This window comes from Herbaspirillum lusitanum, assembly GCF_046025995.1.
Lineage (GTDB): Bacteria > Pseudomonadota > Gammaproteobacteria > Burkholderiales > Burkholderiaceae_D > Herbaspirillum > Herbaspirillum lusitanum_A.
Genome location: NZ_JAQQFM010000007.1, coordinates 188,863 through 205,311, shown reverse-complemented (window position 1 = coordinate 205,311; position 16,449 = coordinate 188,863). Strand labels below are relative to the sequence as shown.

11 protein-coding genes and 1 pseudogene are annotated in these 16,449 nt (G+C 62.6%); 1 reads left to right on the top strand and 11 read right to left on the bottom strand.

What is annotated here, in order from left to right:
• Nucleotides 1-161: 161 nt before the first annotated feature.
• The 6 genes and pseudogenes from PQR62_RS16785 to PQR62_RS16765 form a co-directional block, all read right to left on the bottom strand.
• The gene (locus tag PQR62_RS16785; protein ID WP_408159131.1) at nt 162-674 is read right to left on the bottom strand and encodes a DUF4019 domain-containing protein; all 513 of its coding nucleotides are present in this window, start codon (nt 672-674) and stop codon (nt 162-164) included.
• Nucleotides 675-884: 210 nt separating this feature from the next.
• Nucleotides 885-1,451 (bottom strand): YadA family autotransporter adhesin, encoded by a 567-nt coding sequence (locus PQR62_RS25640; RefSeq protein ID WP_459251860.1) that lies wholly within the window; start codon nt 1,449-1,451, stop codon nt 885-887.
• Nucleotides 1,452-1,490: 39 nt separating this feature from the next.
• Nucleotides 1,491-7,709: a hypothetical protein gene (locus PQR62_RS16775; RefSeq protein WP_459251863.1), complete on the bottom strand. Its 6,219-nt coding sequence runs from the start codon at nt 7,707-7,709 to the stop codon at nt 1,491-1,493.
• Nucleotides 7,710-7,817: 108 nt separating this feature from the next.
• Nucleotides 7,818-8,369, bottom strand: a pseudogene (locus PQR62_RS25635) (ESPR-type extended signal peptide-containing protein); the annotation flags it as partial.
• A 509-nt stretch (nt 8,370-8,878) separates the two neighbouring features.
• Nucleotides 8,879-9,070, bottom strand: a complete 192-nt coding sequence (locus tag PQR62_RS16770) for a YjfB family protein (protein ID WP_408159130.1) — start codon at nt 9,068-9,070, stop codon at nt 8,879-8,881.
• Nucleotides 9,071-9,305: 235 nt separating this feature from the next.
• Nucleotides 9,306-9,488 (bottom strand): hypothetical protein, encoded by a 183-nt coding sequence (locus tag PQR62_RS16765; protein WP_408159129.1) that lies wholly within the window; start codon nt 9,486-9,488, stop codon nt 9,306-9,308.
• Nucleotides 9,489-10,163: 675 nt separating this feature from the next.
• Between PQR62_RS16765 and PQR62_RS16760 the strand changes: the two genes are divergently transcribed.
• Nucleotides 10,164-12,281 (top strand): site-specific recombinase, encoded by a 2,118-nt coding sequence (locus PQR62_RS16760; protein WP_408159128.1) that lies wholly within the window; start codon nt 10,164-10,166, stop codon nt 12,279-12,281.
• A 34-nt stretch (nt 12,282-12,315) separates the two neighbouring features.
• Here PQR62_RS16760 and PQR62_RS16755 read toward each other — a convergent pair whose 3' ends face one another.
• From PQR62_RS16755 to PQR62_RS16735, 5 genes are all read right to left on the bottom strand, one after another.
• On the bottom strand, nt 12,316-13,191 hold the full coding sequence (locus PQR62_RS16755; protein ID WP_408159127.1) for an anti-sigma factor family protein: 876 nt from the start codon (nt 13,189-13,191) through the stop codon (nt 12,316-12,318).
• On the bottom strand, nt 13,188-13,679 hold the full coding sequence (locus PQR62_RS16750; protein ID WP_408159126.1) for an RNA polymerase sigma factor: 492 nt from the start codon (nt 13,677-13,679) through the stop codon (nt 13,188-13,190). The genes PQR62_RS16755 and PQR62_RS16750 overlap by 4 nt, the downstream gene beginning before the upstream one ends.
• Nucleotides 13,680-13,784: 105 nt before the next feature.
• Entirely contained in the window at nt 13,785-14,156 is a 372-nt protein-coding gene (locus PQR62_RS16745) for a COG4315 family predicted lipoprotein (protein WP_408159125.1), read from the bottom strand.
• A gap of 425 nt (nt 14,157-14,581) precedes the next feature.
• Nucleotides 14,582-15,079, bottom strand: a complete 498-nt coding sequence (locus PQR62_RS16740) for a group I truncated hemoglobin (RefSeq protein ID WP_408159124.1) — start codon at nt 15,077-15,079, stop codon at nt 14,582-14,584.
• A gap of 16 nt (nt 15,080-15,095) precedes the next feature.
• Nucleotides 15,096-16,103: a DUF3034 family protein gene (locus tag PQR62_RS16735; RefSeq protein WP_408159123.1), complete on the bottom strand. Its 1,008-nt coding sequence runs from the start codon at nt 16,101-16,103 to the stop codon at nt 15,096-15,098.
• Nucleotides 16,104-16,449 lie beyond the last annotated feature (346 nt).

The following is a 16,449-nucleotide window of genomic DNA, read 5'->3' as shown; positions in this document are numbered from 1 at the left end:
GCCGTCATGCTATTGATTTCCCCCGCCCCCCTTTGGCGCTGCTCCCCCCTACGATACTTTGCGATGCAAAATCCACCACCACATCTCGACTTGCCATGCGCACTTGCAGCAAGCCGACGCACAAACGGCTACCGGTCTTCCTCCCGGAAATAGACTCAGACTTATTTGGCGGCAGGTGCGGCTGGTGCTCCCGCCACTGCCGCCGGCGCTACCGCGGCAACCTGCTCGGGCTTGGTCACGGTATAGCCGACCGGCACCCAGCTGGTGCCGTCCTGCACCAGCGAAATCTTTTCTATCGCCATGCTTTTGGCAAATCGCGAAGCGAACACCACGTTCACGTATTCGCCGGGCGGCAGACTTTCGGGATTGCTGATGCGCACCACCTGCACCCAGTCGCGCTTGTTGATGCCGCCGAAATCGGTCTGCAGGCTGGTGAGGTATTTGCCCCAGTCGTCCTTGTTGAAGCTCTTTTGCATGACGGGACCACTGCTGGACCACATGCGATCGGTCGACTTGGCGTCGGCCAGCGTGGCCCAATGTTTGGCGGCGGCGATGGCGCCGTCGAGCGAAGCGGTCTGGGCGGATGCCGGCTGATGCGCCAGCAGCATGACGGCCAGCGGCGCGCCATATTTGAGAAATCGAGTCGAAGCTAGGACAGAATCGGACCACATCATGTTTTCTCCCTGAGGATGAACTGAAAAATAGCTGCGATCATCGTTGCAATCATCGCGGCGCTGAATTTCGTGATGCGTTTGATTGCCTGAAGTCAGGCTAATGTTGTACCGCCAAAACGCATCACGCAAAGCTGCAAACAGAACCCCTATCGCGCCCCAGCTTTCCTTTTAAGCAAGAATCGCGTATTTCATCTCATTTACTCATCTCATTCACCACTGGAAACCGGCGCCGACCACGGCCCCGGTACGGCCACGCGTATTGGTGGTGGCCGAGGCCTTGATCACCCATTTGCCGTTATCGGTAATGGTCGACAAACCCAGCGCCATGCCGCTCTGCCCCTCATAGGTGCCGCCGGATACCGCCAGCATGCTGCGCCCGGCCTCGGTCGGCTGCGGCAGACCGGCGACCGCCATGGCTGAGGCAATGCCGCCGTTGGCATCGCGCCGCGCCGTGTCCAGATCGCCGCGCACGCTCTGAATCTGGCTGTCGGTGTATTGATTGGATTGCGATACCGCGCTGCTGATGCCGGAGTTCAACTGATTGACGTTGACCGCATCGGTGCCGGCCACGCCCGCTGCGACATTGCTCAAGGTCACCGGCGTGCCGCCCGCATTGAGCGTGATCTTGGCCTTGGCCGCGCTGTCGTAGGTCACGTTGGTGCCGCTGCCACTGCCGCCACCGCCGCCGAGTGCGCTGATCTGGCTGGAGAGGCTGTCCGCCACCGCCGTCAACTGATTCACGTTGACCGCATCGGTGCCGGCCGAGCCGGCCGCCACGCCGGTGATCTTGCGATTGCCGATATTCAGCTCACCGGCCTAGGTCTGTCCGGTCGACAAACCATAGGCGACATAGCTGATCTGGGCGCCGACGGTGGTGACCGAGCCGGAACCAAGCGCAATACTGTCGGCAAAACCGGACGTCGCGCCCGAGCCGATGGCAATCGCACCGCCGGCCGTCGCCCTGGCATTGGCGCCCTGCGCAATCGACTGGGTGCCGCTGGCCAGCGCGCCGCTGCCCATGGCCAGGGCATCCACCTGCAAGGCCTGCGCCGCCTGGCCGATGGCGACGCCGCCGGTGGCTGCGACATCGACTATTGCCCCATTCCCCAGGCCGACGCCGTTGTTGCCGTTCACTACGGTGTTCGGTCCCATCGCCACCGCATTGGTACCCACCGCCAGCGAATCGGCGCCGCTCGAATTGGCATGGAAGTACATGGTCGGCGATACCGCAAACGAGGCCAGCGCCCCGGTCAGCTGACGCACCGTGACGGCATCCTGCGCCTGCGTACCGTCGGCCACATTGATGATCTGGCGGTAGGTATTGGCGGTACTGTCGCCGACCGATACCGCACCGAGCAAGGTCCTGTCAGTCGTGTTGTAAGGCACCGTGGCGGCTCCGGACACAATGGTGCCGTTGGTCGCGGCGATCACCCGATCCGAGACCGACCCGGAACCCAGCGCCACGCCGCCATTTACCGACGACACCGTATTCGCCCCCAATGCCAGCGCATTGCCCTGCGATGCCGTGGCGTTGTAGCCGACCGCCGTCGCCCCTTGCGCCGAAGCGTGCGAATCGCCGGCCGGCAAGCCGGTGGCATTGGTGCGCGCGTATTGCACGCCGCTGCCGTTGTTGGTGATGTAGGTCGTGCTGGTGTCGCCGGTCACCGCAAACAATTGCGCGCCGTTGATCGCATCGGTACTGGTGGCACTGACCGTGCCGGCCGCCAGATTGGTCAGCTTGCTGGGCGTGCCCGCATGATTTGCGCTGTAGGCGCCCAGGCCGCCGTTGGCGGTCGGGTCCCATATCGGACCGCTGCCGCTGGCGCTGCTGATCTGTGCCTGCACCGCCTGTAACTGCGCAACGTTGACAGCGTCGGTCGCAGCACTGCCAGCCGCAAGATTGGTCAGTTTGCGTTCGGCCCCCGACGATCCAATCGAAACCTCTCCCACCGAATTGCCGCTACCGGCCAGCAAGGCGAAGGGGTTATAGCCGCTTTGCGCACCGGTAGTGGTGACCGCCCCATAGCCCAGCGCCACGCTGCCGGCGAACAAGGCCTGGCTGTCGCGCCCCAGCGCCAGCGAATTGTTGGCGGTGCTGACCGCGTTGTAACCGACCGCAGTCGAACCCACGCCTTGCGCAGAAGAATCGCTGGCGGTGAGCGTGCTTTCATTGGTGCGCGCATAGCGGGCGCCGACACCGTTGGCCGTGGTGTAGGCGGAACTGGTATTGCCGGCCACCTCATACAACTGGCCGCCGTTGATGGCATCCTTGCTGCCGGCGGCGACGGTGCCATCCTTCAGATTGACGATCTTCTGCGCGCCGGTGCCGTTGTCGGCGTTGTAGGCACCCAGGCCACCGTCGGCCGCTGCGTCATATTTCAGGGGATCGCCAACGACGGTGAGGATACCGGCGGCCACGTCGTACAACTGGCCAAAATTCACTGCATCGGTTCTTTCGCTACCGGGTGCGACATTGGTCAGCTTGCGCTCGCTGCCGGGCGCACCGATCGACACTTCGCCCACCGAGGTATAGGTATTGCCAAAGATCGACTCCGTGTAGGTTTCAGCCCCGACGCTGGTGCGCGATCCTGCCCCCAGCGCCACGCTATTGCCGAAATTGGCCACTGCACCATTCCCCAGCGCCAGCGAATTGACCTGCGACGCCACTGCGTTGTAACCCACCGCCGTCGCCCCCTGCGCGGATGCGTGCGCGTCATCCGCCGCCAGACCGGTGTCATTGGTGCGCACGTATTTCACGCCGGCGCCGTTGTTCTGTACATAGGTGGTGCTGGTGTCACCGGTCACCGCAAACAATTGCGCCCCGTTGACGGCATCGCTGCTGGCGGCGTTCACTGCGCCGTTGGCGACATTGGTGATCTTGCTCGGCGTACCGCTGTGGTCGGCGCTATAGGCTCCTAGCCCGCCGTTGGCAGCCGGATCCCATTGCAGCGTGTCGCCCTGTGCGGCGACGATACGATTGGCCACTGCGGTCAGCTGGTTGACGTTGACCGCATCGGTGCCGGCGCTGCCGGGCGCCAGATTGGTCAGCTTGCGTTCGCTGCCGGATGAGCCTATCGACACTTCACCGGCCGAATTACCGCTGCCGGCCGCCAGTGCAAACGGGTTGTAGCCGCTCTGTGCCCCGGTCGCCGCCACAGAATTGGCGCCCAGCGCCACGCTGTTGGTGGCGCTGGCCTGCGCTGCCTTGCCCAGGGCGATGCTGTTCAACTGATTGCTGGCGGCGCCATCGCCTATCGCCAATGCACCGGCGGCGCCGGCGCTGGCGGCATTGCCCAGCGCAGTCGCACCCTGGCCGCTGGCGGTGTTGCCATTGCCCAGCGCCAGGGCGCCCTGACCAGTCGCGCTGTTGCCGCTGCCGGCGGCCAGGGCGCCATCGCCGCTGGCCGTGTTGTTGGCGCCGACCGCCACTGATTTGCCGCCGCCGGCCACCGCGTTATCGCCAATGGCCACGGCGCTGGCCGTTTGCGCCTGCGATTGCGTGCCCATTGCCACGCTGTTGGCGCCGGTCGCGACGGTCTGCGGGCCGGCTGCGACGCTTTCGGCGCCGATCGCCTGCCCGGCGGCTGCGGACGAGTTGGCCTTGAAGTAGGCCGAGGTGCCGGAACTGACCGAAGCAATCTGTGCGGTCAGGGCATCGTTCACCGCTTTCAGCTGACCGACGGTACTGGCATCGCCATTGTTGACGCCAGGCGCCAGCCCGGTAATCTGGCGATTGCCGATATTGAGTTCACCGGCCGAAGAGCTGGCGCCGGGAGTCAAGGCATAGCCGTTGTAGTTGGTGAGCGCGCCGACTGTCGTCGCCGAGCCCGAACCCAGCGCAATGCTGTCCGCATGCGTGGCCGTGGCATTCACACCCAGCGCGATCGCGCGCGCATTGCTGGCGCTGGCGCCGCTGCCCATGGCAATGGCATCGGCTGCGCCTGAGCTGGTGTTCTGGCCGATGGCGATACCACCCGGCGCTACGCCGGAGACGGTCGCGTTGTTGCCGATGCCGAGGCCGTTGTCGCCGGTCACTGCGGTAGCCGGACCGACCGCAATCGAGTTGTTGCCGTTGGCCAGCGAATCCGACAAGGTCGAATTCGCATGGAAATACTTGGTCGGCGACGCAGCGAATGCAGCCAGCGCCGTGGTCAACTGGCGCACCGTCACAGCGTCATGGTCCTCGGTGCCGTCCGCCACATTGGTGATCTGGCGATAGCTGTGTGACGTCGCGTCGCCTACCGAGATCGCGCCGAGCAAAGTGTGGTCGGTGGTGTTGTAAGGAATCGAAGTGCCGGAAATCACACCCGAGGTCGCCGCCAACGCACGGTCGGAGGTCGAGCCCGAACCCAGCGCCACGCCGCCGTTGACCGTGACCTTGGCGGTATCGCCCAAGGCTACGCCGCCGGCGTTCGCCACGGTGGATTGATTGCCCATCGCGATTGAGCCCTGCCCGGTCGCGCTATTGTTGTTGCCCAATGCCAGCGCGCCGGTACCGTTGGCGGTGTTGTCCGCGCCGATGGCCAGGGCACCTGTGCCGGTGGCGTTGTTCGGATCCCCGATGGCCACCGCGCCATTGCCGCTGGCGGTATTGCCGACGCCGATGGAGACGGCCTTGCCGCCGAGCGCGGTCGCGTTCTGCCCGATGGCGACGGCGCCCGCAGTGGAGGCGCTGGCGGTATCGCCGATGGCCACCGATGAAGCGCCGGCCGCGCTGGCTGACTTGCCGCCGGCAAAGGCATTGCCGCCGGTGGCAGTCGCACCGGCTCCCAGCGCCACATCATTTTGCACGCCGCCGCCGGACACGCCGGCCACCGCGTTCGCGCCGACTGCTACCCCATTCTGGTTATAGGCCTTGGCGGCGGCGCCGGCGGCGGTCGCGCCAACGCCGGCGGCGCTCGCCTGATCACCGACTGCCGTCGCCTGCGCCGCGCTCGCCACGGCATTGCTGCCCAGCGCTGCCGCATTGGCCGCAGTAGCGCTGGCCGAACGCCCCAGCGCAGAGGCGCCGGCGCCGCTGGCGACCGTCTGATAACCCACCGCCACGCCATATTGCGCACTGGCCAAAGCGGTGTCGCCCGCGGCAAAGGAACTGCCGCCGATGGCGCGTGCGCCGGTGCCGAAGGCTGCGTCATTGAGGATAGAACCGGAACCGGATACGCCGGCCACAGCGTTATACCCGACCGCCACCGCAGCGCTGTTGAAGGCGCTGGCGGCAGAACCGCCGGCATAGGAATTCACGCCTGCCGCATTGGCATTGCCGCCGACCGCCGTCGCCGTCGCCGCCGTCGCCTGGGCGCCGCTGCCCAAGGCCGCCGCATTGCTGGCGGAGGCCTGCGCGCCCGTACCTTCAGCCAGCGCATTCTGCGCGCTGGCCACGGTATTCAAACCCAGCGCCACGCTGCCGATGCCGCTGGCGCTGGCGGTATCGCCCAAGGCCGAGGCCGAGGCGCCGCTGGCCGCAGCGGAGACACCGCTGGCCAGAGAACGTCCGCCGGTGGCGCTGGCGGCATCGCCGATGGCGGTGTCATTGGTCAGGGTGCCAGAACCGGATACACCGGCCGTGGCATTGCGCCCCAGCGCCGTATCGCCGGCATTGAAGGCCCGCGCCTGCAAACCGCCTGCCAGCGAACCGGCGCCGGCGGCATTGGCCTGCGCACCGAGCGCCGTGGCGTTGGTGCCTGATGCCGCAGCAGACAAACCCAGTGCGGCGGCACCGGCATTGCTCGCGCTGCTGCTGGCGCCGAGCGCGACGGCATTGGCGCCAGAGGCTGCCGCAGTATCGCCCAGGGCGATCGCTGACGCCCCTGACGCGGTGGAGGAAACGCCGCCGGCAAACGCACGGCTGCCGCTGGCGGTCGCAGAACTGCCCGTCGCCACCGAACTGCCACCGGTGGCGCGCGCTGTGTTGCCGATCGCCACGTCGTTCGTGATCGTGCCCGAGCCGCTGACACCGGCCACCGAATTCAAACCCAGCGCCAATGACGCGCTGTTGTAGGCCTTGCTGGTGTCGCCGATGGCAATCGAACTGGCGCCCAGCGCATTGGCCGCATTGCCCAGCGCAGCCGACTTGCCGCCGCTGGCCTTGGCCGCCGCGCCGATGGCGGTATCGTTGGTCAGCGTGCCAGAACCCGATACGCCGGATTCGGCGTTCATGCCCAGCGAGACATCGCCGGTGTTGTAAGCAGTGGCAGAACTACCGCCTGCATAACTGTTGTTGCCTGTAGCGTTGGCCGCATTGCCGCTGGCCACTGCACCGGCGCCGCTGGCAACGGCATTGTTGCCGCTGGCGGAACTGGCGGAACCGGACGCCGTGGCGCCGTTGCCGATGGCACTGGCATTGGCGCCGGAGGCGATGGCATTCGGCCCGATGGCAGTCGTGGAGGCGCCGGTGGAACTGGCTCCTGTACCGAGCGCGACAGCCGCCGCCCCGGTGGAATTGGCCAGCCGGCCGATGCTCACCGCGTACTGGCCGCTGGCAACCGCGCCCACGCCCTGCGCCAGCGAGCCGCCGCCGGTGGCGGCCGCCTGATAACCCAGCGCAACATCGCCGGTCAGCGTGGTATTGCCGCTGATGCCGGCCACCGCACTCGGGCCCAGCGCCATGCTGTTGGTGCCGTAGGCATTGCTGGACAAGCCGGTGGCGACGGCGGCATTGCCGCTAGCAGTGGCCGAGCGGCCGAGCGCCAGCGCGCTGGTGTTGGTGGCGGCGGCGTTGGAGCCGAGGGCCGCTGAATATTGCGCCGTGGCGCGCGAGGTGTTACCGATGGCGACGGTGTCGGTATTGGAAGAATTAGCGGCCGTACCGATTGCGATGGATGAGGCTGAAGATGCAATAGCGGTGTTACCCAGCGCCACCGATGAAGCCCCCGACGCAGATGCGTTAGGACCTCCGGCAAAGGCATTGGCACCCGCCGCGCTGGCCTGAAAACCCAGCGCCAGCGCGGCCTGTCCGCTGGCGGCGGCAGACGAACCAATTGCGATCGCGTTTTGCGCCGACGAGCTGGAGCTCAAACCCATTGCAATCGAATTCACTCCGGAAGCATTCGCTTGGTCACCAGCCGCAAAAGCACTCTGAGCGCTGGCGTTTGCCTGCACACCTACTGCGGTTGATCCCTCACCGGTAGTTTTGGAAAATGGACCGATAGCCAGCGAATTATCAGCGATGGCTGTAGCGTCAGTGCCAATGGCCACTGCCGATCTACCATTCGAAACACTAAGCCGACCGATTGCAATCGAAGCAGTATTTGTGGCACTGGCAACCGTGCCGATGGCAGTGGAACTTCCGCCGGTGGCTGCGGCCTGCTTACCGACCGCAGTAGAGTCTCCGACGGTTGCTGTGGCGCCCGCGCCCACCGCGATTGTGCCTTCATTCAAAGCCTTGCTGCTTGCTCCGATAGCCACATTGCCGCCCGTACCCGTCTGAGCGCTAGTATTTGCTACCGGCGAAGTACCTGTTGTGACACCAATATAATTTTGCCCCCAGGCACTGCCGCCCGGCAGCAATGTCAGGCCTATGCCGACCACCAGCGCCATTTTTCGAAGAAGCGCGCAGCCACGAGCCAACCCGGCCTTTGCACCGGCGCTTGCAGATGAAGTCGAGCTTTTCCCTTTGCCTTTGCTCTTCGTCATTTCGGATGCCGCCACCCAGCCCCCGCGCACGGCGCTCCACACGACGCAATATATTCGATTCATGACCCCTCCCCGGGCAAGCTCTCGAACCAGGCGGACAACGACCTGCCTTGAGGCAAGTGGCACCCTGAGCTCGCTGCAACTACGTCTGCAATTAAGTGTTACCCCCTGCATGCCGAGCGCGCGCTCAATGAGCAAAATGCGATCGGACTGACACCGGCGGCCGCGCGAGCGGCATGTCCGGCGATGCAAATCTATTGGCGATGCAAGAACGAGAATTCGGAACTGCTGAAACTGATGCTTAACAAATTGAAAACAAATTCAACGTCAATTCAAATTCAGAGCGGCCTGATGAGATGGCCAAAAGCACGCAGTATTATTTTTATTGTCGCAACGCAAGGACTGCAAAAACCTACGGGAAAACTTGAAAATGGCTGGCGTCATGCCCCTTTCAGACTGACAAGAAGCTTGTCGAAGCCTGACACTTCACCGAAATCAGCCAATACATGTCTTTAAGGCAATATTCGACTCAAAAAAAATCGCACCGGCAGCGCGATTTTTCCAGCCTGAAGTCAGGCTGTGGTGTTGACGTTGCGACCGATATTCGGATTGGCCGGCAACGGCGGCGGTAAAGCCTGCAGCAATCCAGCGGCAACACTGACTTGAGCATCCAGCGCTTTTTTCAACACGGCGATGTTCACCGCATCCGCATCTTTCGCCGTCGCCAGATTGGTGGCAAGAGAGGCTATTTGGGTTACGTCCATAAATACTCCTTATGAGACTTGCAAATCACACGCACCAGAACAGCACGCATGAAAGCATTTACGGCAGTTTTTCTCAAATCTTTACTAGCATCAAGATATTTTTTACATTTCGCTGACAAAAATATTGCCAAAACAACACACTAAACGCGAGTAAGTCCTATCCAACACACAAAAAAAATCGCCCCCTTGCGGGAGCGACTCAAGCAATACAAGTGCTGTATCAGCACGTCATTCTTCAGGCCCAGGTATTGATAATGCGACCTATATTCAGATTGGCCGGCAAACTCGGGGTAACAAAACCGACGACCTCGTCAATGACATGACCTGCCGCCTTACCCACTTCCCCCCCCACTGTTTCAACTGCCTTCTTTGCCAGCCATGCTGTTGCTACACCGGTGGCGATAGTAGCTATCTCCATAAGAACTCCTTCACAACGGCCTGTTCGCATCCGATTCAACAGATGTGTCCAACCCGGAAGGAACACTACCGGCCCCACCCGACTCCGGCGCTCCGGACAGGCAAACGCAAAACATCGCGGGAGGCAGGCAATGCCTGCGACTCTTTCTCATTCTTGAACCGAATGTGAATAAGCCCCTAAGGTGTAACGAAAGCTCATCGCATCAAAACGCAAGACCTGCAGCCGCTGCACGCGACGGCTTTGCCATGCCGGCCGAGCTGATGCTGCACCGCTCCGCCGCCATCTCTTTCCGCCGCTTGCCGGACCTATCCAGCTCAGGTCCGGGCCTCTTGACGCTTTTTCGCGATGAGTAAATATTTAGCGGCATCAAGCCGGGTTTTCTTTACGTCTGAGGACGGTTCTTATCTTTAATTTTCACCTGTTAAGACTCCCGCCAAGATCGGCATTACACTGCGATGCTGCCATGCACCAAAGTCGGCTTTCGTCGTTTGCAGACCTCATCACATAAAACAGAGAAAACCAACGTAAAGCGACTAAATGCATCAAGATTGGCGATCCAGCGATTGCAGTTTTCCAGCGATCTGCTAGCGTTGCGCTCCGGCCAGACCCGCCATGCCGTAGCCTTGCGGGCATTCTGTACTTTCATCCTCACTTTTTAAGATCGATCCGCCGTACATGCTGTCAGCCCTGGAAAAAATCTCTGCCGCTCCCGAATCCGCCGAACTTGAAAATCTGGCGCATCTGATCGCCTGTCTGCGCCCGGCCACAGGCGCCGAGCCGGAGCAGGCCATCGAACGCGTGCGCGAACTGACGCTGCTGTTGCAACGCCAGCCGCCACATGCCGTGAACCTGCGCCGGCATTTGCTGCATCTGCTGTCGGCACGGCGCCAGACCAGCCTGTATACCGACATCGGGATTCTGTCGAACGACGGTTTTTTCTCGGAGCTGCACCGGCGCATCGTGTATCGCATCCTGCCGCCGGCGCTCGATGAACGCTATCTGCAGGATTGCCTGGAAAAGATTCTGCCCTTCAACACCGACTATCTGTGGATACAGGCGGTGCCGCTGGCAGACTGGAATGCGCTGGCGCAAGCGCTGGACGGCGTGCGCGATGCCACTGCGCTGACTGCCGACACCCACGCGGCGCGCAGCAGCAATGACCAGCTCGACCGCCTGAAGATCATGACCGAGCTGCTGCAGGCGATTCAGGTGCTGTCTTACCGCATCAGCGCCATCGGCATGGAGCCCGAGCTGATCCGCATCTATAGCGATATCAAGGCCTTCGAATCGCCGTTCCTGATGCAGAACGTGGAGCTGCACACTTATCTGGAGGGCTATCGCCGCTATCTGCAGGGCGATACGGCGCCGATGGAAGACGCCAGCCATGTGCTGGTGATGCTGCAGCAATGCCAGGATGTGGTCGACAAGATCCGCAAGAACGCGACGCGCATCGGCACCAGCGTTTCGCTGACCTACCGTCTGCTGCGGCTGGATCAGAACCTGGACCGGCTGCGCAAACTGCTGGCGCTGGTGGATGTGGCCGATGGCCGTCCGGCGCTGGCCTCAGCCTCTGAAAATTCGACCGTCAACGCCCCGCTGCCCGCCGAACAAAAACAATTGATCGGTCTGGAGCTGGGGCTTGAACTGGTGGAGGCGCACAACCGCAAATACACCGTGCGCGAACTGTTTGCCGGCAACATCAATCTGCTGGCGCGCAACATCACCGAGAACGCCAGCCGCACCGGCGAGCACTACATCGCGGAAAACCGCGCCGAATATTCGGCCATGTATCGCTCGGCGGCCGGCGCCGGCTTCATCATCGGCTTCATGGCGATGATCAAGATCATGATGTCTTACCTGCGCGCGGCGCCGCTGGTGGAAGCATTTCTGTTCAGCATGAATTACTCGCTGGGCTTCATGCTGATCCATGTGCTGCACTTCACCGTCGCCACCAAGCAACCGGCCATGACGGCCTCGCGCATTGCCGCTGGCCTGCACAGCCGCGACGGCCGCAACCTCGATCTGGACAGTCTGAGCGGCATGATCGTCAAGGTCTTCCGCACCCAGTTCGTGGCGGTGCTGGGCAATCTGAGCATCGCCTTTCCGGTCGCTTATGCGCTGGCCTACGCCTTCTACTTTGCCAGCGGCCATCATTTCGTCACGCCCGACAAGGCGCAGCATCTGCTGCACGACATCGATCCCTTCGGCAGCCTGGCGCTGTTCCATGCCGCGATTGCCGGTGTCTGCCTGTTCCTGGCCGGCCTGATTTCCGGTTACTACGACAACAAGGCGCTGTACACCCGCATGGCGCAACGCGTGGCGCGCGCCCGCTGGCTGACGCGCGTGCTCGGCCAGGCCCGCACCGTGCGTTTCGGCGACTATCTGGAGCGCAGTCTGGGCGGTCTGATGGGGAATTTCTATTTCGGCATTCTGCTGGGCACCATCGGCACCATCGGCTTCCTGCTGGGCTTGCCGATCGATATCCGCCACATCACTTTCTCCGCCGCCAATTTTGCAATCGCGCTGGTCGGTCTGAGCAATGAGGTCGGCTGGCACGTCTTGCTACGCTCGGCCTTCGGCGTACTGGCGGTGGGCGCCATCAATCTGTGGGTGAGTTTTGCGCTGGCGCTGTTTGTGGCGCTGCGTTCGCGCGGCGTCCGATTCCGTCAGGGAATGCCTTTGCTGAAAAGCATCGCATCGCGCTTCCTGAAACGGCCGCTTGAGTTCTTCCTACCGCCCAGGGATGAGGCGACAGCGGCAGCTCCTGCCGATGAGGGCGCAGCGAAGCATTGATGTGCGGGGGCAAGGGCTGCGGTATTGCCGCGCCTTATTTTTTCGCCGTACCGGCAGCGGCCGGCAGCTCCAGCTGCTCATACACGGCGCTGGCAATGCGCGACAAATCGGCGCGGCTGATGCCGCCCGACAAGGCATAGCCGAACTCGCCGTCTATCCAGTAAAAGACATTGATCTTGCCTTCTTCGGCGAAGCGGAAACCGGTGTCCTGATTCTGCTGCTGGTCGCGCGAGACATACAGCGTCAGCCGCTGACCGCCGCGATCCTGATACATGAATTGCGCCACCGGACCGCTCTGCCCCGGCAGCAAGCGGCCGCCGATCAGCTCGAAGCCCAGCGTCGCCAGCTTGGGCGCCCGCATCGGCGAGCCTATGCGCTTGGACAACCAGGTCACCAGCGCCTGCTCCTGATCCGCGCCGATTTCCACGGGACGTCGCACATCGGGGCTATACACGGCATGCGCCACCGCCGCCTGGCGCGCCAGTTCCAGCGGCGCGGTCTGTGCCGCTCTGATGACGCCGGAGCGGGCCGATTGCGCCAGCCATGGCACTGAAGAATTCTGTGCAGCGCCATGCAAAACCCAGCCGCCTACCGCGCCGGCAACGGTCAATAGCAGCATCGCCGCCCAGCGCAGGAGCGGCATGCGGCGTTTTTCCTGCGGCCGCGCCGTTTCACTCGCCCCGGCCTGCGTATTCAGAAACGCAGCAAAGCGCGGCGGCAGAGGCTCATCCAGCACATCGTCGTACAGCAGATGCAGCGATTGATTTTGCTGGCGATAGACGCGCAGGCGCTCCAGCTGCCCGGGCTGCTGTTGCAGATAATCGGCCACCTCGGCCAGTCTTTCGGCCGGCAGCAGGCCATCTGCATAAGCATGCAGATCGGATTCACTGATCGGGGATCGTGCGCTCATTTCACCACCTTCAACGGCGTCGCCGGCCGTTCATCCTTGCCGTCCACCAGCATGCGCAAGCGTTCGCGCGCACGTGACAGCCGCGACATCACGGTGCCCAGCGGAATATTCAGTGTCACCGCGACCTCTTCGTAGCGCATCTCTTCCAGCACCACCAGCAACAAGACTTCGGACTGCTCCGGCGCCAGCAGGCGCAAGGCAGACTCCAGATCGCGCAGCACGCCATGTTCCAGCGGCGGAGCTGCCAGCTGATGGCTTTCGCTCTCATCCAGTTCGACCGTATCCAGCGCCGGTCGCCGGCGCTGGTCCACATGCAGGTTGTGCATGATGCCGAACAACCACGGCCGCATGTCGTCGCTGCGCTGCCAGCTCGCCAGCTTCTGCCAGGCCCGCTCCAGCGTGTCCTGCACCAGATCGTCGGCCGCTGCTGCATCGCCCGCCAGCAGCGCCCGCGCGTAACGCCGCAGACGCGGCAGGCAGGCGAGCATCAGTTGCTCGTCTGCGCCCGGCCTGACCTGCCTGGCAGCTGGCCTGGAAAAGCTGAAGATCATGTCGGGGTCGGCGGCATAGGCGGCAATCTGGCGTAGCGGCTGTTATTGCTTGACCACGTGCCAGATGTCCTTGAAGTTGTCGCCCGCGCGCTCGCCGGCCTGCTTGTCGGACGCGTACAGATACAAGGGCTTGCCTTCATAGGCCAGTTGCGCGCTGCCGTCATCGCGCTTGATGCTGGAGTAAGGTGCGGCCGGCATGCCCATGGCAGGCACCGGCGGCCAGATCGCAGCGCATGGGCCGTTGCAGGCGCTCTTGCCGCTGTTGGCAGTGTCTTTGTCGAAGGTATAGACGGTCATGCCTTTGGCGTCGACCAGAATACCGCCCTTGGCCATCACGCCGACATTTTGTGCAGAGACGGAAAAGGAGGCGGAAGCGCAGGCCAGCACGATCAGGGAAGATGCGAGGAGTCTCATGGTATTTCCTTTTTTTGAAACCTGCTTGCAATCTGTAGCGAGAGGCCATCAGCCGGTGACGGCCGGAACACAGGAACCGGAGTGTACTTTAGTCCCTCAGGATTCCGAGCACCGCCCGACGCCGGATCATGGTCTCGCGGCAAGATCGCACGCAGGTTTGTATCAGGGTTACGCGATATGCCTTACCCATGCCGAGGTATACGTGGCTGAGGAAGGATTTATTCCATGTACTTGAAAATATTTTTGCTGTGCGAGATGACAGCCTGATAGCGGCCCGGAAGTGCCTGAGCTTAATACAAGTCCATGCAGGGCGGAGCAGAAAAGAATTTGACTGCGGCGCCCCGGCAACCGCCGGGATGCCGACCGATCAGGATCCGATCGCCATCAGCAGATCAGACCTTGACCGGGCGGGAGCCAGAGCGATTTCAGCGTGTGACGGTATCGCGCTGCATCGGCGCCAGCAAGGCCAGCAGGCGATTCTGCACATGCGAGGGGATGTCCGACTTGTCCATCGCCAGTTGCAGGTCTTCCACCAGCGCGTTGAAATGCGCATTGGTCAGTTGCAGGCCCTGATGCACTTCCTTCATCGGATCGCCGGTGTAGATGCAGCCTCCGCCGCTCAGGTCGCAGAACTGCTCGACCAGGGTTTTATCCAGCCGCTTCAGATCGGTGTCCCTGAAGGTGTGCTTGATGCGATCGTCAGCCAGCATCAGCGCGACAAAATCGGCCACCACTTTCTGGATCACCGGCAAGCCGCCCAGGTCCTTGAACAAGCTCGGATCCTTGACCACGGCCGGCTTGGCCGTCGGCGCGGCAGAGGTCGTCATGGTTGCGGGCGCAAGGCCCTGTGCTTGCGACATTGCGGTGAGACTCAAGGAGGCCAGCAGCGTCAGGCCTGCGATTTTAAGATGCATGATTTTCATGGCGGTCTCTTCCGATTCAGAATCCGGCCTGCAGCGACAGATACACGCCTTCCTGCCGTTTGGGGTTGTACACGGTGATATCGCCGAGCGACACATAGGCCAGCGTCAGCGACACATTCTTGGTCGGGAACCAGGCGACGAAGGCGTCGTAGTAATCCTTCTCGTTATCGGCCGACAAGTTGCGCGGCTTCATGCGGTATTCGGCGCCGATCGCCAGCTTGCGGTTGATCAGGTAAGCCACCGAGCCTTCCAGCATGGGTTCATAGCGGTCGCTCTTGTCGCCGCCGAAACCCAGAATCCCCATCTGATTGGCCTTGGTGAAACGCACAGTACCGTTGACCAGCAGGCTCTGCGCCAGGAACAGCTTGGTCGCCGCCAGGTAATAGTCAATGCCGGAGTCGCTGGCCGAGCCCAGCTGCTTCACATTGGTGACGGCGCCGAGGCCGTTGATGCCGTTGTTGCGTTTGAACATGGCGCCGGCCGAAATCTGAGGCAGCCATTCGTCCTGATTGTAGACAGCGTCGCCGACCAGCTTGACCTTGATGCCGAAAATATCCTGCTCGATGCTGAGATTGTTCAGCGGCGCCAGACTGCCGGTGAATTTCTGCTTGGCTACCGACAGCTCGACGCGGTCCAGCAGACCGACGGCCACGCCATAAGAAGTCAGTTTGTAATCCTGCGTGCTGATATAGGTGTAATGCGCGTTCGCGCCGTAGCTATCGCGCGTGCCGTAACCGGTGATCAGCGCCCACGGCGTCAAGCCGCCGCCGCCCGCGCCCTCAACCTGGATCACGCCGCCGGTGGCGGTGAGCTTGCCCAGATCAGGCAACCAGCCGGCGCTGCCGGCGTCTGCCGGCGCGACAGCAGCGGCACCGGTCGACACGGCCGGCGCCGCCTGAGTCTGATTCTGAGTTTGCGCCTGGACTGCCAGCGGCGCGCCGGCAGTCAGCGCGGCGGCGATGGCGATGGCGCACCTGCGCCACGTCCCCGATTTCTCTGTGAGCCCGTTTTGTGTATTCATCATTCCCCTGCTTGCTGTTCATCAACTGCACGTTTGAGTATCCGCACGCCACACCTTGCATCGCCGGCCATATGCTGTCTGCACATCGCCACGTCAGGTTCCGGCGAGCCGGGTAACTTCCTCCCTCGCCGGGACATGCAAGCGAACCATCGGTCGCGTCTGTTTCAGCTCTTGTTCTTGTGATTGCTGCAGGATCATTAACGGCTGCGCAATACGGAACTTGATGCCTTTACAACAACTTGCATTGCGAATGAATTTTAAAAAAGGAGCACGGCAGGCGCTATCAGGTTGTTCCTGATGCGCTCGCGCGGTGAGGCATCACTGATGCCGCGGCGTGCGCCTAGGCATG

What these genes read in the sequence shown, in the direction of transcription:
- PQR62_RS16785 (WP_408159131.1), bottom strand. Translation starts at nt 674, where the DNA reads ATGATGTGGTCCGATTCTGTCCTAGCTTCGACTCGATTTCTCAAATAT.
- PQR62_RS16770 (WP_408159130.1), bottom strand. Translation starts at nt 9,070, where the DNA reads ATGGACGTAACCCAAATAGCCTCTCTTGCCACCAATCTGGCGACGGCG.
- PQR62_RS16765 (WP_408159129.1), bottom strand. Translation starts at nt 9,488, where the DNA reads ATGGAGATAGCTACTATCGCCACCGGTGTAGCAACAGCATGGCTGGCA.
- PQR62_RS16760 (WP_408159128.1), top strand. Translation starts at nt 10,164, where the DNA reads ATGCTGTCAGCCCTGGAAAAAATCTCTGCCGCTCCCGAATCCGCCGAA.
- PQR62_RS16755 (WP_408159127.1), bottom strand. Translation starts at nt 13,191, where the DNA reads ATGAGCGCACGATCCCCGATCAGTGAATCCGATCTGCATGCTTATGCA.
- PQR62_RS16750 (WP_408159126.1), bottom strand. Translation starts at nt 13,679, where the DNA reads ATGCTCGCCTGCCTGCCGCGTCTGCGGCGTTACGCGCGGGCGCTGCTG.
- PQR62_RS16745 (WP_408159125.1), bottom strand. Translation starts at nt 14,156, where the DNA reads ATGAGACTCCTCGCATCTTCCCTGATCGTGCTGGCCTGCGCTTCCGCC.
- PQR62_RS16740 (WP_408159124.1), bottom strand. Translation starts at nt 15,079, where the DNA reads ATGAAAATCATGCATCTTAAAATCGCAGGCCTGACGCTGCTGGCCTCC.
- PQR62_RS16735 (WP_408159123.1), bottom strand. Translation starts at nt 16,103, where the DNA reads ATGATGAATACACAAAACGGGCTCACAGAGAAATCGGGGACGTGGCGC.